Annotated in this window: 19 protein-coding genes and 1 tRNA gene; 13 read left to right on the plus strand and 7 right to left on the minus strand. The window is 54.5% G+C overall.

Annotated elements, in window-relative coordinates:
• The first annotated feature begins 22 nt into the window (after nucleotides 1-22).
• Nucleotides 23-1,276, plus strand: coding sequence for a DNA polymerase IV (locus tag CLV80_RS08600; protein WP_106357010.1), 1,254 nt, complete (start codon nucleotides 23-25; stop codon nucleotides 1,274-1,276).
• Nucleotides 1,277-1,500: 224 nt separating this feature from the next.
• On the plus strand, nucleotides 1,501-3,009 hold the full coding sequence (locus tag CLV80_RS08605) for an ABC-F family ATP-binding cassette domain-containing protein (RefSeq protein ID WP_106357012.1): 1,509 nt from the start codon (nucleotides 1,501-1,503) through the stop codon (nucleotides 3,007-3,009).
• On the opposite strand, the gene CLV80_RS08610 is transcribed toward CLV80_RS08605, so the two are convergent.
• Nucleotides 3,006-3,887: a LysR family transcriptional regulator gene (locus CLV80_RS08610; protein WP_243394474.1), complete on the minus strand. Its 882-nt coding sequence runs from the start codon at nucleotides 3,885-3,887 to the stop codon at nucleotides 3,006-3,008. The genes CLV80_RS08605 and CLV80_RS08610 overlap by 4 nt on opposite strands.
• 84 nt (nucleotides 3,888-3,971) lie before the next feature.
• Between CLV80_RS08610 and CLV80_RS08615 the strand changes: the two genes are divergently transcribed.
• Entirely contained in the window at nucleotides 3,972-4,253 is a 282-nt protein-coding gene (locus CLV80_RS08615; RefSeq protein ID WP_106357014.1) for a DUF1330 domain-containing protein, read from the plus strand.
• 27 nt (nucleotides 4,254-4,280) lie between these two features.
• Here the strand turns inward: CLV80_RS08615 and CLV80_RS08620 are convergent, their stop codons facing one another.
• Nucleotides 4,281-5,144, minus strand: a complete 864-nt coding sequence (locus CLV80_RS08620; RefSeq protein ID WP_106357016.1) for an N-formylglutamate amidohydrolase — start codon at nucleotides 5,142-5,144, stop codon at nucleotides 4,281-4,283.
• A 153-nt stretch (nucleotides 5,145-5,297) separates the two neighbouring features.
• Between CLV80_RS08620 and CLV80_RS08625 the strand changes: the two genes are divergently transcribed.
• The 4 genes from CLV80_RS08625 (at nucleotide 5,298) to CLV80_RS08640 (ending at nucleotide 7,579) form a co-directional block, all read left to right on the plus strand.
• Nucleotides 5,298-5,372, plus strand: a tRNA-Val gene (locus CLV80_RS08625).
• Nucleotides 5,373-5,448: 76 nt separating this feature from the next.
• Complete coding sequence (gene ykgO / locus CLV80_RS08630; RefSeq protein WP_008231708.1) at nucleotides 5,449-5,574, plus strand: type B 50S ribosomal protein L36; 126 nt, start codon at nucleotides 5,449-5,451, stop codon at nucleotides 5,572-5,574.
• An 82-nt stretch (nucleotides 5,575-5,656) separates the two neighbouring features.
• A complete protein-coding gene (locus CLV80_RS08635; RefSeq protein ID WP_106357018.1) occupies nucleotides 5,657-6,223 on the plus strand; it encodes a hypothetical protein in 567 nt (188 codons plus the stop codon).
• A gap of 156 nt (nucleotides 6,224-6,379) precedes the next feature.
• Nucleotides 6,380-7,579 carry an ABC transporter substrate-binding protein gene (locus CLV80_RS08640; RefSeq protein WP_243394476.1) on the plus strand — a complete coding sequence of 400 codons (1,200 nt, stop codon included), beginning with the start codon at nucleotides 6,380-6,382 and terminating at the stop codon, nucleotides 7,577-7,579.
• Nucleotides 7,580-7,634: 55 nt separating this feature from the next.
• On the opposite strand, the gene CLV80_RS08645 is transcribed toward CLV80_RS08640, so the two are convergent.
• The gene (locus CLV80_RS08645; RefSeq protein ID WP_106357020.1) at nucleotides 7,635-9,101 is read right to left on the minus strand and encodes a peptidoglycan-binding domain-containing protein; all 1,467 of its coding nucleotides are present in this window, start codon (nucleotides 9,099-9,101) and stop codon (nucleotides 7,635-7,637) included.
• Nucleotides 9,102-9,208: 107 nt separating this feature from the next.
• Nucleotides 9,209-11,977 (minus strand): formate dehydrogenase subunit alpha, encoded by a 2,769-nt coding sequence (gene fdhF, locus CLV80_RS08650; RefSeq protein WP_106357023.1) that lies wholly within the window; start codon nucleotides 11,975-11,977, stop codon nucleotides 9,209-9,211.
• Nucleotides 11,978-12,140: 163 nt separating this feature from the next.
• On the opposite strand from fdhF, the gene CLV80_RS08655 reads away from it, so the two are divergent.
• Nucleotides 12,141-12,440: an ArsR/SmtB family transcription factor gene (locus tag CLV80_RS08655; protein ID WP_106357025.1), complete on the plus strand. Its 300-nt coding sequence runs from the start codon at nucleotides 12,141-12,143 to the stop codon at nucleotides 12,438-12,440.
• Nucleotides 12,437-13,471: a permease gene (locus tag CLV80_RS08660; protein WP_106357027.1), complete on the plus strand. Its 1,035-nt coding sequence runs from the start codon at nucleotides 12,437-12,439 to the stop codon at nucleotides 13,469-13,471. The genes CLV80_RS08655 and CLV80_RS08660 overlap by 4 nt, the downstream gene beginning before the upstream one ends.
• Here the strand turns inward: CLV80_RS08660 and CLV80_RS08665 are convergent.
• The 3 genes from CLV80_RS08665 to CLV80_RS08675 form a co-directional block, all read right to left on the minus strand.
• Nucleotides 13,468-14,226: a PA2778 family cysteine peptidase gene (locus CLV80_RS08665; RefSeq protein WP_243394477.1), complete on the minus strand. Its 759-nt coding sequence runs from the start codon at nucleotides 14,224-14,226 to the stop codon at nucleotides 13,468-13,470. The two genes, CLV80_RS08660 and CLV80_RS08665, sit on opposite strands and share 4 nt — an antisense overlap.
• Before the next feature lie 53 nt (nucleotides 14,227-14,279).
• On the minus strand, nucleotides 14,280-14,681 hold the full coding sequence (locus CLV80_RS08670) for a PA2779 family protein (RefSeq protein ID WP_106357029.1): 402 nt from the start codon (nucleotides 14,679-14,681) through the stop codon (nucleotides 14,280-14,282).
• A gap of 120 nt (nucleotides 14,682-14,801) precedes the next feature.
• Complete coding sequence (locus CLV80_RS08675) at nucleotides 14,802-15,092, minus strand: YggT family protein (protein WP_106357032.1); 291 nt, start codon at nucleotides 15,090-15,092, stop codon at nucleotides 14,802-14,804.
• Nucleotides 15,093-15,233: 141 nt separating this feature from the next.
• Here CLV80_RS08675 and CLV80_RS08680 point away from each other — a divergent pair, with 141 nt between their 5' ends.
• From CLV80_RS08680 to CLV80_RS08695, 4 genes are all read left to right on the plus strand, one after another.
• On the plus strand, nucleotides 15,234-15,773 hold the full coding sequence (locus tag CLV80_RS08680) for an acyl-CoA thioesterase (RefSeq protein ID WP_106357034.1): 540 nt from the start codon (nucleotides 15,234-15,236) through the stop codon (nucleotides 15,771-15,773).
• 63 nt (nucleotides 15,774-15,836) lie between these two features.
• Nucleotides 15,837-17,213: an MFS transporter gene (locus CLV80_RS08685; protein ID WP_106357036.1), complete on the plus strand. Its 1,377-nt coding sequence runs from the start codon at nucleotides 15,837-15,839 to the stop codon at nucleotides 17,211-17,213.
• Nucleotides 17,201-18,100, plus strand: coding sequence for a penicillin-insensitive murein endopeptidase (mepA, locus tag CLV80_RS08690; protein ID WP_106357038.1), 900 nt, complete (start codon nucleotides 17,201-17,203; stop codon nucleotides 18,098-18,100). Before CLV80_RS08685 ends, mepA begins: the two co-directional genes overlap by 13 nt.
• Nucleotides 18,101-18,934, plus strand: a complete 834-nt coding sequence (locus CLV80_RS08695; protein ID WP_106357040.1) for an esterase-like activity of phytase family protein — start codon at nucleotides 18,101-18,103, stop codon at nucleotides 18,932-18,934. It abuts the gene before it with no gap.
• Nucleotides 18,935-18,985 lie beyond the last annotated feature (51 nt).

The raw sequence follows: 18,985 nt of genomic DNA on the forward strand, positions 1-18,985 counted from the left end.
TGCGCCCCTTTAGAATGCGGCCATGCCCGCCCTTTGCCGCGATTGCCTTTGCACATTTGACAGTGAATCCCGCTGTCCTCAATGCCGCAGCCCACGGGTCACGCGGCACCCAGAGCTGTTCGATCTGACCATCGCGCATATGGATTGCGACGCATTCTATGCCTCGGTCGAAAAGCGCGACAATCCAGAGCTCGCTGATAAGCCAGTGATCATCGGCGGTGGCAAACGCGGGGTCGTATCGACCGCATGCTATGTCGCCCGAATCAGGGGCGTCAAATCCGCTATGCCGATGTTTCAGGCGCTAAAACTCTGCCCTGATGCCGTCGTGCTACCACCACGGTTTGACGCTTACACCAAAGCATCCCGTGCGATCCGCGCAATGATGGATGAACTCACCCCAGTCGTTGAACCGCTATCACTGGACGAGGCGTTTATGGACCTCACCGGCACCGTCCGCCTGCACGGCGCGCCGCCTGCGGTTATGCTGGCCCGGTTAATCAAACGGATGAAGACCGAATTGGGATTAAGCGGTTCAATCGGGCTATCGCACAACAAGTTCTTGGCAAAAGTCGCGTCAGACTTAGAAAAGCCACGTGGTTTTTCGATTATCGGCAAGGCCGAGACGACCGAATTCCTGCGCCCCAAATCCGTGCGGCTAATCTGGGGTATCGGCCCCGCCGCCCAAGTCAGCCTGAACAAGGCAGGCATCCAGACATTCGATGACCTCCTGCGCTGGGATCGTCGCGACCTGCATGATCGGTTTGGCGGCATGGGTGAACGGCTCTATTCGCTTGCCCGAGGCGAAGATGGTCGACGGATTTCGACACACGCACCTGTTAAGACGCTATCGAACGAAACGACATTCTCAGAAGACACTGCTGACCCCGAAATCCTAGACGGTCACCTCTGGCGGATGTCAGAAAAGGTCAGCGCACGCGCAAAGGCGACCGATAAGGCAGGCCGCGTCATTACGTTGAAACTGAAGACCTCTGACTTCAAACTGATTTCAAAACGGTTAAGCCTGCATCACCCCACCCAGATGGCTGACACAATTTACCGAACCGCGCACGGGCTATTTGAACAGGTCAAAATGCGTGGGCCGTTTCGGTTGCTGGGTGTGGGGCTATCAGAAATCACATCAGCCGATGATGCCGACCGCGAAGGTGATTTGCTTGACCCTGACGCAGGAAAACGCGCGCGGGCCGAGCTCGCAACAGATAAAATACGCGAAAAATTCGGCAAAGACGCCATCATCAAAGGGCGGTCGCTTCGGTAGGGTGGGTCTTGACCCACCGCCCACGTCGCCATTACACTTCCTTATCAGTCAAATGCACACAACAGGAGGGCACAAGCTGAACATGCGTATATTCCGCCAACTTCAGCATGGTCCCCGTACCGCCCTGCGAATCCGTTTGCAGGGCTGATCACTGGCATTTGCCCACGGTCTGCCCTTGTCGCTGCGCCACGCGCGGCCAACACTATATCTGACAAGTGACCACAATGATCCTTTCTATAAACTCCTTAGGCGTGACGCTTGGCGATCCGCTATTTTCTGACTTGAACCTGACGATTTCCAAAGGCGACCGTATTGGTTTGGTCGCTGCAAATGGCCGCGGAAAATCCACACTGATGGGCTGCATGGCTGGCACGGTTGAACCCACGTCCGGCGAAATCACCCGCGCACGCGGCCTGCGTATAGGGCACGTTGAACAGCATATCGCGCCAGAACGCCTTTCGCAGACACTGTATGACTTAGTGCTTTCCGCATTGCCGCCTGACCAGGCCGATTTCGAAGCATGGCGCGTTGATGTGGTGCTCGGCGATCTGCAAGTGCCCTATGAGCTACAGCAAAAACCACTGTCAGAGCTTAGTGGGGGCTGGCAACGCACAGCGTTGTTGGCGGCCGCTTGGGTGACTGAACCTGACTTGCTGTTACTTGATGAACCGACCAACCACCTGGACCTGCATCGTATCGGGTTGCTGCAAAATTGGCTGGGTGCGTTGCCACGCGATACGCCGGTATTAATCACCAGCCATGACCGGGCCTTTCTAGATGCTACAACCAACCGAACGCTTTTCCTGCGGGCGGAGCGGTCACGCGTGTTTCAGCTACGCTTCACAAAGGCGCGCGTCGCATTGGATGAGGCAGACGAAGCCGACGAACGGCGCTTTGCCAACGATCTGAACAAGGCAACCCAACTGCGCAAGCAGGCCGCGAAGTTAAAGAACATTGGGATCAATTCAGGCTCTGATTTGTTAATCACAAAGACCAAGCAGCTAACCGAGCGCGCAGCCAAGATTGAAGCGGCAACAAAACCCGCCCACCAAGACCGCAGCGCCGGCGACATCAAGCTGACCAACAGCGGCACCCACGCCAAGGCGCTTATCACTTTGGATGATGTGGCGGTGACCACGCCAGACGACAGATTACTATACACGACTGGCAAGAAATGGATCACGCAAGGCGACCGCATTGTGCTGCTTGGCACCAATGAGACAGGTAAAACCCAACTGGTTAAGATGATCCACCGGGCATTATTGAACGAAGAACCCAGCATAAAATGCGCCCCTAGCGTTGCGCTTGGGTATTCGGACCAACATCTTAGCCAGCTGGACGACGCCGATACCCCGATGACCGCAGTCGCAGGACAATTCGACGTGGGCGATCAACGTGCACGCGGGTTGCTTGCGGCTACGGGCGTGAACATCCAGATGCAGGACACCAAGATCGGTGCACTTTCTGGCGGGCAAAAGGCACGGCTCGCGATGCTAATCCTGCGGCTACAGCGACCAAACTTTTACCTACTCGATGAACCTACGAACCATCTCGATATCGAAGGGCAAGAAGCGTTAGAGGAGGAACTTATTGCCCATGGCGCTTCATGTCTGCTGGTTAGCCATGATCGCAGTTTTCTGCGAAATGTCGGAAATAGGTTTTGGCAGATCGAACGCAAGCGATTGATAGAGGTCGACGACCCAGAGGCGTTCCTAAACGCGGAACTCGGCTAAGGCACAAACTGGTCGCGAATACCGCGCATGTAGGGCACCAACATTTCACGAAACGCTGCGACCTTGGCCGAGGCCCAGATATCACGGTGCGCGACCACCCAAATCTCAGGGTAAGGCTGCGGTGGCAGCACGGGCACCTGAACCAATCCGTCACTTGCGCGGCCCAAAAACAAGGGCATCCGCGCCACCCCAAGACCCGCCTGCGCAGCCGCGCGGATCGCGACCATATCGTCGAATGTCATGCGTATCCGATGGTGGGGATAGGCCGGATCGACGTTCTTTGGCACAGTCGTATAATCAGCATAGACAATCCAATCGACCATCCCATTCGGATCGGCTTTGATCTGTGCAGCAACCTTCGGCGATGCAAAGCTAGCCGAATATTGTGGCATCAGTCGTAACCCCTTGAGCGTATCACCCGGATCGCGACTGATCCGAATAGCAAGATCCGCCTCTCGACGGTTCAGATCAAGCAGATCATTCGTGGCACGCACATGCAGGTCGACATCGGGATAGGCGGCACAGAACCGATCAATCACTGGTGTCAGTATATGCGCGATCAATAATTGTGGGGCGGTGATGGTTAGCGATCCATGTAAAGTCGCGTCCTGCCCTTGCAGCTGGCGCATCAACGCATCGGTCTGATCTGCCATGCGCGCCGCGTGATCCGCAACCAGCAGCCCTGCTTCAGTTGGTCGATAGCCATCGGTCAAACGCTCAAATAGCGCGACACCCAAGGCACCCTCTGCACGGGCGACACGACGAGCAACGGTCGTGTAGTTGAGGCCAAGCATCTGCGCCGCAGCGGACAACGATCCAGCCCTCACGAGGCACATAACCGTGCGCATATCATCCCATGAAACCGTCATGTCATGCATTTTTGCATGCACGTGATGCATATGCACGCATTTTCGCACGTGTAAGCGGCGTCTAATTACATGGCATCAACAAAGGAGAAGCCAATGATCTACGCATATGCAAGCCTAACCGTGACGAACCCAGACTCTCTTGCCGCCTACCGCGAAAAAGCGGCTGACGCCTTGAATAAATACGGTGGGAAGGTCGAAACAGCGACCAACGCCGCCCGCGGCATTGATGGGACGCCACAAATTCCGGACGTTGTCGCATTGCTTTCTTTCCCTGACGCCGATTCCGCAATGGGATGGATCAACGACCCCGCACTCGCAGAGATTCACTCGCTGCGCCGTAACGCGGGTGGGTCGGACATCGTGTTGCTTGGTTAATTCAGGTGGGGTGGATCAAGATCCACCCTACTCAGCCGCGACAGGTTGATCTTTAGCAAATCCAATCTCGGCAATCATGGCGATAGCCGCGCTGATCTGTTCCTTAAACGCTGCAAAGTCGGACTTAGGCTCTAAAGTCCGCTCATCCATATAAAGGGCGCGGTCCATTTCGACCTGAATCGCATGCTGATTCCGTGAAGGTCGGCCATATTGCTGAACAATATAGGCCCCTGCAAACGGTGCATTTCTCGCGACGCGTAGGCCAGCTTCGGTAAATGCGGCCTCGACCTGATCCATGATGTGCCCGGCTGCGGTGCTGCCAAACCGGTCGCCCAATACAATATCGGGGCGCGGTGCGTTTTGTAGATTCATCGTCGTCAACGCCTCGTGCGGCATCGAATGACAGTCGATTAAGATTGATTCGCCGTATGCACGGTTGCTTTCATCCAACAAGGTCTGAAGCTGGTCATGATAGGGCCGCCAATATGTGGCTATGCGATCGTGCGCTTCGTTCAATGAAATCTTACCGCGATAGATATGACGTCCATTCGCCACAACGCGAGGAATCACACCCAGCCCACTTGCGATTCGCGGGTTGTGGGGCTTGCGACGCACCCCTTCGATCAATGCTGGATCCAATTCGTCAGGTCCACGATTCAAATCTACAAATGCCCGTGGCGCCAATGCCTTGATGAATGGCGCACCAAAACTGGGTGCGTCTTCATACAGGCGATCAATAAACGCATCCTCAGATGAACGGATTTCAGCAGCGTCTAAATCTGCTATACTTAGAAAAGAAGACGCGTAATCACGCCCACTGTGTGGAGAGGCGAATACAACGCTCGTACTGCGAACAGCAGGGAGCGAAAGATCAAAGGTTGTTTCTTGCAATAAAATGCTCCTTCTGGCGAAGAGGATAGCCTGAATTTTGTTTTTTCCGAAAGCCCTTGATCCCCGGTTCGACTCCTTTTATAGACCCCACACCTGACGCGGTTTGCCCGCTTCCTATTTCTTTATAGGACAGATGCAAACACGTTGGAAAATGGATGATTAGCTCAGCGGTAGAGCACTTCGTTGACATCGAAGGGGTCACTGGTTCGATCCCAGTATCGTCCACCATGAATTCACTGGTCCATTCTGGGCCATATTGCAACCCAAGGCGCAATCCGCGCGCCGCGACATGAAGGACACGACCATGAAGGTACGTAACTCCCTCCGCTCGCTCAAGCAGCGCCACCGCGATTGCCGCATCGTGCGCCGTAAGGGCCGCGTCTATGTTATCAACAAGACGCAACGCCGGTTCAAAGCCCGTCAGGGCTAAAACCTGCTAAAAGCAAATGGTAAAAAGGTCGCATCCGCAAGGACGCGGCCTTTTTCTTTGTCTACACATTTGAGAACCATGCATGCCAAACAACGCAGATTATAAGCCACCAAAATGGATCACCATTCTCATTCTGACTTGGTTCTTTCTAGGATGCCTTCCAATACTCGCCTTAGCATTTGGGTTTCGTTTTCTGCCAAGTCCCGAATGGGTTCAGAACACGCGGCTCATCGCGGCCCTTGCTGCGTTTGGAACCGCAGCTTTGATGCTCGTGTTGCTTAGGATCGGCCACAAAAAACAAAAACCTGAAGGCGGCATGATCAAGATTGTTGGGATGTATTTGGTGGCGGTGTTCTTGTTCTCACCAGCGGTCGGTGCTTCAGCCATTGCCGCAACGGGACCAATGCTGGTAGCGATCGTCGCAGGTTCGCAAAGTTCCTTAACATATACTGTTGCGGACGCATCGCAGTCAGGAAGTTACAAATGCCGACGACCGATTAAGCTAACTGAGGCACCATTTTTGTTCAATTTGGTGTGCGGTACGTCCCAAGCATTTCAACTCGGTGTCTCCAAAGAGGATTTCGTTTTAGTGACCGGTCATGGAACGCGGTGGGGACTATTCCCGCGTACGATATCTATGACCGATTAGGCCGGCGCCGGTTTGGTCCCGCTAACAGCAATAGCAAGAGACCGCTGATCGAAGGTCAGGGTTTCCTCACTTTTTATCGTTTAGTCTAGTCACATGGTCCGCATTCCGCGTATCGTGCCCGCAGAACGGTTTTAAAAACGACTAAGGAACATTTTCATGCATTTTCTGAATATTAGATCAAGTGCACTTGCTGTTGCGATGCTTGGGCTCGCGGCACCTGCCTATGCCCAAGACGCAATTTGTGGTGGTCTAGGCGCAGGTGGTCAGTGGATTGGCGGAGACGAAGCGTCATCTGACATCACAACTGCTGACACCTACCAAGAACAAATGGCGCTTGTTCTAGGCGGAAATGATTATGTTTCCTTGTTTTCAGTTAGCGAAGGCACTGACGTACGGATCGAGGCCGCAGGTCGCGGCGCGGGCGACACTGTGATCGACGTGCTTGATAGCACCGGCAGCATTGTTACGTCCGATGATGATTCAGGTGGCAATGGCGCGTCGCGCGCTGAAACGTTCCTGAACCCCGGAACATACTGTATGTCACTGCGCAGCTATGATGGCGGTCCAATGACCGCATTTGTCCGCGTTGGTCGGCAAGAACATGAACCCCTAACTGAGGGCGCAATGGAAACCAGCAGCGCACGCGATTCAGGCGGATGCGAAGCAGCGACCCCAATGGGTGGTCTTGGTAGCACGGTATCTGGATCCGCGGCCGATAGCTCTCACTGGAGTTTTACTCTGGATGCACCTGCGCAGGTCAGCGTCACTGCAGAAAACGAATCTGCTGATCCAGTGATCACGCTTTACGGCCCGAACGACATGTACATCGATGAAAACGATGATTTCGACGGATATAATTCTCGGATCGATGTCACTGACACACTGGATGCTGGTACATATTGCATCGCGGTGTCCGCACTAAGCGATGACACACAACCGATTACTATCAGCGTCTCAGAATACGATGCCGAAGCAGCGCTGCAATCGCTTTATGCGCGTGGCGAAGCAGCCCCGCCCCTAGACGGAAGCGTTGAGGTCTCCGATCTTGGCATTCTAGAATCGCGCATACGCCAAGACGTACAAGCGACGGACGATGTAAAATGGTTCACTATCGAAGTTGAAGATAACAGCCTGCTAGTGGTCGAAGCTATTGGCGGTGGGAACAGTGATCCATGGCTTGTCGTGTATGACGACCTTGGTCGTGAAATCGGCCAGAATGACGATTATGGTGACGGTTTGGACAGCATGGTGATGGCTCGCGTTCAGTCCGGAATCTATATTATTGGCGTAAGACAGTACGACAGCAACAACGGACTGATCCGTCTATTGGCCGAACGTTACGTACGCGCGCAATAAACGACATATATGTTGCGAAAGTGGCCGTCGGCACCTGCCGGACGGCCACTTTTTATTATCGGCCAAATGTATCAGCCAGCAAACGCGCCAGCGTTGGCTCATTTAGGTAGCCAGTCGCGGCTGTTCCGCTTCTCGTCTGGTACCGACTAATCGCGCCACGCGTATCACTATCGAAGCGGCCGTCAACGCGCCCAGGGTTGAACCCCATTTGCGCAAGGCGACTTTCGATTAAGCGTGCAAGAACTGGGTTAATGTTCAATCCTGCCTCGATGTCCGCAGCAGCCGCATTTTGATCGACCTCGTCTTCAGAAAGCCCATCCTTTGCTTCATCGGCAAACATCCCTTCTGGGTACCGGTTCAAATAGGCACGGTATCCAGCCAGATCGCCACGCGCGCCCGTTTCTTCCCAATACGCACGATCAAGACGCTCTGTTTCCTCACGTGCACGTTCTTCCTCTGCCTCGATTTCGGCTTGGCGACGACTGGCCTGCGCGTCAATCCGGTTAATTTGCTCCGCAGTCAGAAATGACGTTTGTGCAAATCCGTTGGACTGCTGCCAATTCCGGATCGCCCGGCGGCTGCCCGGGCCAAATATCCCGTCAACGCCGCGCGTATCGTAGTCTAGCAAAGTCAGATCACGCTGGATATCGCGGCGGCCATTACGCGAAAGCGACAAATCATCTTCAGCATTTTCGGCAAGCCGAACTGGGTCGTTTTCGATTTCGTCCAGACGTCGCCGTGCTTCGTCAGCGTAACGGCTATCGGGATAGGTCAAAGCGAAATCACGATATGCATCAGCCGTATCGGCCTGCTGGGCATCAGTCCAAAACTGCAAGGTGGCCTCAACCGCAGGTGCTGCGGCCCCCTCTTCATTCTCGGTTTGCATTACCAAACGGTTTGGCTGAAAGCCGTCCGCAGTTAACCAACGCACATCCTGAACAAACGCCATAATATCTGCACCCGGCATGGCAATGGCATCCACGACGACAGTGTCAGTCGCATTTGGCTCTCCGTATAAAACCGTAACCCCTTGCGGGATGTCCAAATCACCCATGCCTTCACGCAAGTATGACCCGATCATACTATCAGCGTCTAAGTCGTAGCCAAGGATCAACACCGCCTGTCCCGGCGTTTTAGCAAGAACATCCAGCACGCTGTCGATTGAAACGGCATTTGCCAGTCCAAAATATGTTGGCGATTCTGCATCAGCTGCCAACAGCCAGCTTCGTTCGCCATCAGTCACAAATCGCCCTGACAATCCGACAACCAAGCGGTCAGCATCCGTAGCGTTTTCAGCCAGACGATCCAATAGTCGCGCCATATCGCCCGACGACCCATTCGATAACGTGCTAACGTCATACCCCGCCTCACGCAGGCTTTGCGCGCCATCAAGAACATCGGTCGCATTAGAGACACGCCGCAAATTCTGATAGCGTTCCACCCCCATCAACAGCGCAGCATCCTCTGCAAATACAGGAAGGGCAAAGGCCGAAAGGGCCGCAATCAGACTTAGTTTACGCATCGCGCGTTTCCTCCAAAGTTCACGTCGCATTAGTTCTGACACTAACGCCTTGTCACTCAAAAGGTTGCGCGGATGGGGCTGCTATTCAATAGCGCGACCGCAAACCCCTATTCAGCGGCGATTTCAGACCCAATCTTTTCAATCCGCACAGCTGCGAATTTGAATTCAGGAATTTTGCCATATGGGTCTATCGCCGGATTGGTCAACGTGTTCGCTGCCGCTTCGACATAGGCAAAGGGAACAAACACCATATCGGGCGATACAGCGCGATCAGCACGCGCCATAATGTCGATACTGCCGCGCCGTGTGGTCAGCCTGATCATATCACCGGGCGCCGCCCCAAGCTGCCGCAGCGTTGACGGATGCAGTGAACAGTTTGCTTCGGGTTCGACCGCGTCCAGTACTTTGGATCGGCGAGTCATCGACCCGGTGTGCCAATGCTCTAGCTGACGGCCCGTCGTCATGATCATTGGGTATTCCGCGTCAGGCGTTTCATCGGGTGCGATAACATTGGCAGGCGTGAACTTCGCGCGTCCATTTTCGCGTGGGAATCCATCTGCGAACACAATGGCCTGCCCGGGATCCGTGGGCGACAGCGATGGGTAGGTCACCGCATTCTCTGTCTCTAGTCGATCCCAAGTGATGTTATCAAACGACTCCATCACCATCGTCATTTCCGCGAACACCTCGCGTGGATGAGCGTATTCCCATGCCAAACCAAGCTGTTTTGCTAGCTCAACCGTGATCCACCAGTCTTCGCGTGCATCACCCGGCGGCGGCACAGCAGGGCGGCCCATTTGCACCTGACGATTGGTATTCGTGACGGTCCCAGTCTTTTCCGCAAAGGCGCTAGCGGGCAGGATGACATCAGCAAAATTGGCCGTTTCAGTAAGGAAGATATCCTGCACGACAAGGTGATCCAGTTTAGCCAAAGCGTCACGCGCATGATCGACATCAGGGTCAGACATCGCCGGGTTTTCGCCCGAAATATACATGCCCCGAATATCGCCGGTGTGAACGGCATCAAGAATTTCCGTGACAGTCAGCCCCTTTTCAGGGTTCACACCTTCGTCTTTCCAGACCTGTTGGAACGCGCTGCGTACACCATCGTCACCGACAGGTTTGTAGTCGGGTAAGAACATCGGGATCAAACCAGCGTCAGACGCCCCCTGCACGTTGTTCTGCCCACGCAACGGGTGAAGCCCCGCACCCGGCCGACCAACCTGCCCGGTCATTAGCGCAAGGCTGATCAAGCAACGTGAATTATCGGTGCCATGAATGTGTTGGCTGACACCCATTCCCCAGAAAATCATCGCCGACTGCGCACCGGCAAACGTCCGGGCAACATCGCGCAAAACGTCAGCGGGAATGCCGCAAATACCTTCCATCTTTTCCGGTGAAAACTCTGCCAGATGCGCTTTCTCGGCTTCCCAGTTCTCGGTGTAGGCTTCGATATATTGCTGATCATAAAGGCGTTCTTCGACGATCACATGCATGATCGCGTTCAGCATCGAGACATCTGCACCGGGCCGGAATTGAAGCATATGCGACGCAAACCGCTTTAGCGCCTGCCCACGGGGGTCCATCACAATCAGCTTGCCACCACGTTTGGTGAACTGTTTGAAATAGGTTGCCGCAACTGGGTGGTTTTCGATTGGGTTCGCGCCAATCACGATTGCCACGTCGGCATTTTCAATCTCGTTAAAGGTCGCGGTGACGGCACCCGACCCCACGTTTTCCATCAGCGCAGCGACCGATGACGCGTGGCAAAGCCGCGTGCAGTGGTCGACGTTGTTATGACCAAAGCCCTGACGGATTAGCTTTTGAAATAGATATGCCTCTTCATTCGTGCATTTCGCTGAGCCAAAGCCGGCGACGCCCGTTCCGCCAATGTCTTTGAGGCCCTTAGCCGCTGCATCCAGCGCCTCGTCCCAAGTCGCCTCTCTGAAATGGGCCTGCCAGTTTCCGGGATCAACGTTTAACCCCTTGGCCGGCGCGTCTTTACGGCGGATCAGCGGTTTTGTCAGGCGATGTTCATGGTGGATGTAATCGAACCCGAACCGGCCTTTGACGCACAAACGCCCCTCATTCGCTGGGCCGTTGATACCCTCAACGAATTTGACCTTATTGTCTTTGACCTTGAGCGAAACCTGACAACCCACACCGCAAAACGGGCAAACGCTTTTGACTTCGCGATCATAATCCGCAGTGTCGCCAATCTGGTTTTCATCAGTGACCGTTGCAGGCAGTAGTGCCCCGGTCGGGCAGGCCTGCACGCATTCACCGCACGCCACACATGACGACGCACCCATTGGGTCAGACATATCGAACACCGGATAAGCGTCATGCCCGCGCCCGGCCATCCCGATCACGTCATTCACCTGCACCTCACGGCAGGCCCGAACGCAAAGACCGCATTGAATACAAGCATCTAGGTTCACCGACATCGCGACATGGCTATCGTCGAGCAGCGGAATGTGATCGGCGTCCATTGTTGGAAAACGACTACTTTCAACGCCTTGGGCGGCAGCCATATCCCACAAATGGCTGGATTTGTCATGGGCGACCGGTTGCTCTGGCTGATCTGCGACAAGCAGTTCCATCACCATTTTACGTGCCTGCACCTCGCGCGGTTGGTCGGTCGTCACGACCATACCTTCGGCGGGTTCACGAATACACGAGGCAGCCAACGTGCGTTCGCCATCAATCGACACCATGCACGCACGGCAGTTTCCGTCAGACCGATAACCGGGCGCTGGTTTGTGGCACAGATGCGGGATCTTTAGGCCGCGACCGTTCGCGACCTCCCAGATCGTTTCACCGGGCTGCGCGGTGACTTCTTTGCCGTCCAAAGTAAACGTGATGGGTTCTGACATCTGATTTCTCCGCCGCTTTCGACCATACTAAAGCATTTGCCGCTGTTACGCGAAAGTACGTCGATGGTCGTAGGTCGAATTGTCCAAAAACGACACAATAGTTGACTCGATTTATTATTTCTATATTTCTAGTTATATCGAATCATTATTCAGGGCATCAAAAATGGACAATGTTACAGCGGCACAGGGATTTTCCGCACTTGGATCAGAATCCCGTATCGAAGTGTTCCAGACCCTTGTGAAAGCAGGCAAAAACGGGCTGCTGGTTGGGGACATCCAGCAACGCACTGGCATCCCGGCATCGACGCTCGCGCACCATCTGAAATTTCTCAGCACCGCGCAACTGATCCTTCAGGAAAAGAAGGGGCGCGCAATCGTGAACCGCGCCAATTTTGATCACTTAGAAAACCTTGCAGCATTTATTCTTGAGGAATGCTGCTCTGAACCAGGGCCGCAGTCATGACACAGATCAACACAACATCAGCACCGCGCATCGCCGATTATCTCAAACGGCTCAAATCTCCATGGACGCTAACCCTGCTTGTTCCGGTGGTGGTTGCGATCCTTGATCAACCAAATACCGTCCCGGTCATAGAATTCGCGATACGCGCACTTTTAGGTACATTACCCTACATCGTTTTTGCCGTGATCATGATTGCGAGCCTCAAGGCGGCAGGCGCGGAATCGGTCATCGCAGGCATATTCAAAGGGCGCGAAACGCGGATGATTGTCCTCGCCGCCTTATTTGGCGGGCTGGCACCGTTTTGCTCATGCGAAGTCATTCCGTTTATCGCGGGCCTACTTGCGCTTGGCACCCCACTTGCCCCTGTAATGGCGTTCTGGCTGGCGTCGCCTTTGATCGACCCGCCGACACTTCTGATTACCGCAGGTGCGCTGGGGTGGCCATTTGCTGTTGCCAAGGCCTTTGCCGCTGTTGGCCTTGGGCTGATGGGCGGGTTCGCCATCAAACTGCTGCAATCACGTGGGTTCTTGTCTGCACCTTTGCGCGCATCACCCGTGTCGCGTTGCGGCTGTGGTCCTGACCCGTTTAGCGGCAAACCCATATGGGCGTTTTGGAACGACAGCACCCGTGTCCAAACATTTAAACATGAGTTTGCCCACAATGCGCTGTTCTTGCTCAAATGGCTGGCCTTCGCATATGCACTCGAAGCCTTGTTGATCACTTACGTGCCTGCATCCCTGATCGCCGGCCTTGTCGGCGGTGAAGGTGTCGTGCCTATTGCAATTGCTGCATTGGTTGGTGTGCCTGCCTATCTGAACGGGTTTGTTGCCCCTCCTCTGATCGCCGGGTTGATGGAACAAGGCATGAGCAGTGGATCAGCCATGGCATTCGTAATCGGTGGCGGGGTTAGCTCTATTCCCGCAATGGCAGCGGTTTGGTCGCTGGTCAGACGCCAAGTCTTTGCAGCCTACATCGGTTTGGGCATCACTGGCGCCATCTTGTCAGGGGTCGTGTTCCAGCTAGTCGTTTAACCACCGAGTTCCGCTTCGACGTGTGCCAGATTACTACGAATTTCGGGAACATCAGGGGCAATCGCGCGGGCGTATCTTAGGGCCGCCCGCGCACCACGTAAATCCCCTTGAGCGTATAGTGCATTGCCAAGCCCAAACTGCCAAAGCCAACTATCAGGCCATTGTTTTGCGCCCGTTTGATACAGCGTTTCTGCTGCACGCAGTTGATCAACACGCTCTAATGCTGCAGCGGCAGACAAGACCCGGGTCTCTGCCACACTGACAGGCAAATCATCGGGGGGTAGAACGACCAAAGCCCAGTTTCCACCGCGCTGCCAAGTGCGTTGAAACAGATCAAAGGGAAGAACCATTTGGTCTTCTTGCCCGGAATTCAGGTAAACAGCATCACGTTCAAGATCATACCCTGTCACAACGCCGTAATGCCAAACCGGCGCGATCCCGAGACCAAGATTTTGAAACACAATGACCGGATGACCAGCGGCTACTTCGGTTAATAACTGGTCAAATGTCGAAATCTCGACGGCAAGCTGACCGAGCCTGCGACTGCTCCCAATCATATCTGCTTGATATGTGCCCCTAGCGCGAGGGCTAAACGCGAGTTCGGCAATCTGGTCCTGTTGGATGTCAGAACCCGCCCACTGCATGACCATCGCAATTGCGGTTGGGCCACAAAAAAATGCGTCTTGCTGAATGCGTGGTACGCCTTCGACGTGCGCACGGGTGGCTGCGCCCGGAAACGTGGCGGTCGGGTCCATTGGGACCGCGCAACCTGCCAGCCAGCAAAACGCTAGCAGACAGGCTAATCGGTTTAGCGTACGCAACGTGTAAAGTTGAAGATCCGCGTAAAGCAAAGGATGTCAGTGACGAGCAAGATTACGAACACCGTGAACAACGTCCCGACAATATCCGCACCAGCCGTGTCGTTCTGCATTTGCACGACAAGTGCTTCGACTTCAGCATCGGAAAGCGCAGCAAGGCGGGCTTCGGCCTCTGCTGGATCAACGCCTTCTTCGATCATCGCCGCCTGCACATCGTCACGCTGCAACGCATCCATCAAATAACCGCGGTCGGCATGCGTTGCGTATTTATCAATCGCGTTTTCAGTCGCCAGCATTTCGGCCTGCGCCATCGTCGCGGTTTGCGTCGCAAACAAAAGCTGCGTCGTCAAAACCAGCGCAACGCCTTTTTTGGAAATCCCGAGAATACCCATCCATCAAATCCTTTCGTCAGGCGGCCCCGCACCGCCTTCTATGCATTTGACATATAGTGTTCAGGAATTCCCTATCATTGCAAGCGTTTGGTCTACTACTGCGCCAAAGCCCGCGTATTGCTAGTGCAAGAATGCACCGGCGTTATTGTAGAGAAAGATGCGCAAAATCTCGAGGCCAACCAGCACAACGATTGGCGACAAGTCGACGCCACCAAGATCAGGCATAAAGCGGCGGACCCGGCTATAGATCGGCTCAAGAATGCGTTGAAGCGTGTACCAAACCTGGCCCACGAATTCTTGACGTACATTCAGCACCTCAAAACGGATCAGCCAGCTCATGATAAAATGCGCGATCACGAAAAAGCGGACTACACTGATCAGCAAAAGTAGAATTTGAATAATAGTTAGCATCGTCTCAGGGACCCTTTGATTGGTTTGCCCTGAATTAAGCGCTCCACCAGCATCCTACAAGGCCGCCGTTTCCCTTAGGTCAAAGTTGACGCTAACGTCAATCTGGATCATCCCAGACGCGAAACATAATTCGAGGCGCTCATGTACCCTGTTGTTCGTGTCATAAAAGAACTGATCACCAACCGTAAGGCGCCCAAGCTGCACCCGCTGGATACACATGTGTCGTACCACCGCTGCTGGCCGCAGGACATTGATACATATTTTGAAATGAACAACGGTCGCATTTTGACGATCTTTGACCTTGGGCGCACAGGATTGGCAACGCGGGTCGGTCTAATTGACGTATTAAAAAAGAATAGCTGGGGCCTTACGATGGCTGGCGTTTCTGTGCGTTACCGCAAGCGCATTCGGCCTTTTGCAAAGTTCCGGATCGTCAGCAAAACAGCGGGCTGGGACCATCGGTTTGTGTATATCGACCAATCGATTTGGATCGGCGACGAATGCGCGACCCAAGCGATGTATCGGTCCGCGATCACCAGCGCGAATGGCATCGTACCCCCGGATCAGGTTTTCGCAGCACTTGGAAATGAAGGTAAGTCGCCCGAATTGCCTGAGTGGATCAAAAACTGGATCGACGCGGATGCAACGCGCCCTTGGCCACCAACCGATAGCGGCACCTAACCGCTTGCTTTTGCCCTGCGTAACGGTGTCTTATCGCCGCAAAGAATACGCAGGGGCAGGCACATGACAGTCGAAAAGAAACGCATCTGGGGGTGGATGGCTTTTGATTGGGCCTCGCAGCCCTATTACACGCTTGGCCTGACCTTTATTTTCGGACCTTACTTTGCGTCTGTCGCCACCGACTACCTGCAAGGCGGCGGATTAGACGCAGACACTGCAAACGCGCAGGCCCAGTCCATCTGGTCGACAGGTCAGATGGTTGCCGGGTTGTTCATCGCGCTCACGGCACCTTTCCTTGGTGCATTTGCAGACCATTCAGGGCGAAAAATACCGTGGATCGCAGCGTTTTCGGTCGTATACATTATCGCCGCATTTGCCCTTTGGGGGCTAATGCCCGATAGCAGCTCTGTCTGGCTGTATATGGGTATTTTCTTTGTCGGTTTTATCGCTGCTGAATCAGCCTTAAACTTCGTGAACGCGATCCTGCCCAGCCTTGGAAATGACGAAGACGTTGGGCGCATTTCTGGCTCCGGGGCTGCATTTGGGTATTGGGGCGGCGTACTATCGTTGATCCTCATTTTGCTTTTGCTTGCTGAAAACGGTGATACCGGTAAGACTCTGATTGGGCGTGATCCGTTGTTTGGGCTAAACCCCGACCTCAAGGAAGGCACCCGCGCGGTCGGTCCGTTCATCGCGATTTGGTTTGCGATCTTCATGATCCCATTTTTCCTGTGGGTTCGCGACGCACCTCAGCCGAAACCTGAAAAAGTGCGGCTTAGCGCAGTGGCAAGCGACTTGGGGCAGACCCTAAAAAATGTGTTCAAACGCAAAAGCCTCCGTAGCTTCCTGCTTGCCTCGATGTTTTACCGTGATGCCGTGAATGCCCTGTATGCTTATGGTGGGATTTACGCCAAATTGGTGCTGGGATGGGAAATTACCCAAATCGGCGTATTCGGCGTGATTGCGGCGATTGCGGCCGCGATTACAACTTGGGTTGGCGGGCTCGCTGACAAAAAATTCGGTCCAAAGCCTGTGATCATCACCGCCGTTTGGGCCATGATCGCTGTGTCATGTATTATCGTCGGGATGTCCCGTGAGGCCGTCTTTGGCGTGCCTCTCGACCCGTCATCATCGCTGCCAGACATCATTTTCTTTGTCTGCGGTGCGGTTATCGGTGGTGCTGGTGGCGCGGTTTATGCAGCGTCTCGTTCTCTTATGGTACGCCACAGCCACCCTGACCGTCCCGCCGAGGCATTTGGCCTATTCGCGCTATCCGGCAAGGCGACTGCGTTCCTTGCGCCAGCACTGATCGGCCTTGTTTCATGGCTGTCTGGTAACGTACAAATTGGTTTTTCTCCCGTTATTGTACTATTCATTGTGGGGCTTTTGTTGCTACGATGGGTTAACAAAGACGGAGATCGCGCAGAATGGTCCGCATAATCACAGCAGTATGTATGGTCCTTGGGCTGGCAGCATGTCAGCCAGAGGAACCAACAGTTTCGATTTCATCCCAAAACGCCGGTGACGGCCGTATTGCCAAACATTTGTTTGGGGCAATGCAGTCCGGATCGAACCAACGTTCGCAATCGTTCGGGGGATATGCACGTGGCTGCCAGGCCGGTGCAGAACAGCTCCCAGAAACCGGCCCAACGTGGCAAGCGATGCGCCTTTCGCGAAACCGCAACTGGGCACAGCCCGTCACTGTCGATTTCGTCCAAGACCTTAGCCGCTTTGCCGCAACACAGGCTGGGTGGGAAGGTCTATATATCGGCGATATGAGCCAACCGCGCGGCGGCCCAATGCTGACAGGACACGCGAGCCACCAAACCGGGCTTGATGCTGATATCTGGATGCTACCACCTGACCGTCTGAACCTGACTGCGGCTGAACGCGAAAGCATTTCATCGATCTCAATGCGGCGGAACGCCGGGGCATACACCAATGACAAATGGACGCCCCAGCATGAGGCAATCTTGCGCGCTGCGGCTTCTGACCCACGTGTTGCACGCATATTTGTATTCCCAGGGGCAAAGGTCGCCATGTGTAATAGCGCAACGGGTGATCGCAGCTGGCTAAACAAAATTCGGCCATGGTGGGGGCATCACTATCACTTCCACGTGCGACTGAACTGCCCAGATGGTGCAACTGGCTGCACCAATCAGGCTCCTCCGCCAGCTGGTGACGGTTGCGCAGATGCTGCACGTTGGGTGGACAATATTCTGAACCCACCGCCCCCGGATCCCAATGCTCCTCCACCCACTCCGCGTGCAGAGCTGACTATGGCAAACCTGCCCGGACAATGTGTTGGCGTGCTGAGCGCGAACTAAGTGGGCTGGATTTACGCCCTTGTGGCGATTGGTTGGGCAATACCTGCTGCGGCAGATACCACTTGGATTAATAGTTTTCACTGGAAAGTCGATGACCCGTCATTTGGCGGGTTGTCTGCGATCGAAGTATCACCAGACGGAAGCCAATTTACAGCAGTTAGCGACCGCAGCGCATTTGTCTCGGGCACATTTGTACGCGCGGACGGCGTTATTACGGGGATCGAAGACTACACCTTTACCGAAATGATCGGGACTGGGGACCAAGTGGATAGCGAAGGCATTGCCATCGCACCCGGCGGGACGATCTATGTCTCATTTGAGGGGTTCCACGGTGTTCGAGCGTTTGAGAACACCGAGTCAGCATCAACTCTGTTGCCCGTGGCCAGCGCATTTGACGCAATGCAAAACAACTCTTCACTTGAATCGCTGGCGATTGGACCTGACGGGTCGCTCTATACCATTCCCGAACGATCCGGGCTCGCGACCCGCCCTTTTCCGGTTTACCGCCTTAAAGACGGCAACTGGGATGAAGCCTTTGAAATCCCGCGGCGTGGGGCATTTCTGATTGTTGGGTCGGACATTGGTCCCGACGAAAACCTATACATCCTTGAACGCGACTTTGTTGGCATCGGTTTCCGAAGCCGTGTCCGGCGATTTGATCTGACCGGAAACAACGAAAAAACCCTGCTTCAGACACACACAATGACCCACGACAACCTAGAAGGCATTAGCGTTTGGGACGACGGAACAGGGCTAAGACTAACGATGGTTTCAGATGATAACTTTAGAGTGTTCCAGCGAACCGAGATCGTGGAATATCGGATCGACGATTGACAGGGCACGGCGCAAAGGGCTAATGCGCTTCGTCCCCGGATGAACCGCGGG

Origin of the sequence: Yoonia maritima (assembly GCF_003003285.1) — a bacterium.
GTDB lineage: Bacteria > Pseudomonadota > Alphaproteobacteria > Rhodobacterales > Rhodobacteraceae > Yoonia > Yoonia maritima.

Excerpts from the sequence above, each read along its gene's own strand:
- CLV80_RS08615 (WP_106357014.1), top strand. The coding sequence starts at position 3,972 with ATGATCTACGCATATGCAAGCCTAACCGTGACGAACCCAGACTCTCTT.
- mepA (WP_106357038.1), top strand. The coding sequence starts at position 17,201 with ATGGTCCGCATAATCACAGCAGTATGTATGGTCCTTGGGCTGGCAGCA.
- CLV80_RS08680 (WP_106357034.1), top strand. The coding sequence starts at position 15,234 with ATGTACCCTGTTGTTCGTGTCATAAAAGAACTGATCACCAACCGTAAG.
- CLV80_RS08675 (WP_106357032.1), bottom strand. The coding sequence starts at position 15,092 with ATGCTAACTATTATTCAAATTCTACTTTTGCTGATCAGTGTAGTCCGC.
- CLV80_RS08640 (WP_243394476.1), top strand. The coding sequence starts at position 6,380 with ATGCATTTTCTGAATATTAGATCAAGTGCACTTGCTGTTGCGATGCTT.
- fdhF (WP_106357023.1), bottom strand. The coding sequence starts at position 11,977 with ATGTCAGAACCCATCACGTTTACTTTGGACGGCAAAGAAGTCACCGCG.
- CLV80_RS08670 (WP_106357029.1), bottom strand. The coding sequence starts at position 14,681 with ATGGGTATTCTCGGGATTTCCAAAAAAGGCGTTGCGCTGGTTTTGACG.
- CLV80_RS08660 (WP_106357027.1), top strand. The coding sequence starts at position 12,437 with ATGACACAGATCAACACAACATCAGCACCGCGCATCGCCGATTATCTC.
- CLV80_RS08610 (WP_243394474.1), bottom strand. The coding sequence starts at position 3,887 with ATGCATGACATGACGGTTTCATGGGATGATATGCGCACGGTTATGTGC.
- CLV80_RS08600 (WP_106357010.1), top strand. The coding sequence starts at position 23 with ATGCCCGCCCTTTGCCGCGATTGCCTTTGCACATTTGACAGTGAATCC.
- CLV80_RS08635 (WP_106357018.1), top strand. The coding sequence starts at position 5,657 with ATGCCAAACAACGCAGATTATAAGCCACCAAAATGGATCACCATTCTC.
- CLV80_RS08605 (WP_106357012.1), top strand. The coding sequence starts at position 1,501 with ATGATCCTTTCTATAAACTCCTTAGGCGTGACGCTTGGCGATCCGCTA.
- CLV80_RS08655 (WP_106357025.1), top strand. The coding sequence starts at position 12,141 with ATGGACAATGTTACAGCGGCACAGGGATTTTCCGCACTTGGATCAGAA.
- CLV80_RS08685 (WP_106357036.1), top strand. The coding sequence starts at position 15,837 with ATGACAGTCGAAAAGAAACGCATCTGGGGGTGGATGGCTTTTGATTGG.
- CLV80_RS08665 (WP_243394477.1), bottom strand. The coding sequence starts at position 14,226 with ATGGACCCGACCGCCACGTTTCCGGGCGCAGCCACCCGTGCGCACGTC.
- ykgO (WP_008231708.1), top strand. The coding sequence starts at position 5,449 with ATGAAGGTACGTAACTCCCTCCGCTCGCTCAAGCAGCGCCACCGCGAT.
- CLV80_RS08645 (WP_106357020.1), bottom strand. The coding sequence starts at position 9,101 with ATGCGTAAACTAAGTCTGATTGCGGCCCTTTCGGCCTTTGCCCTTCCT.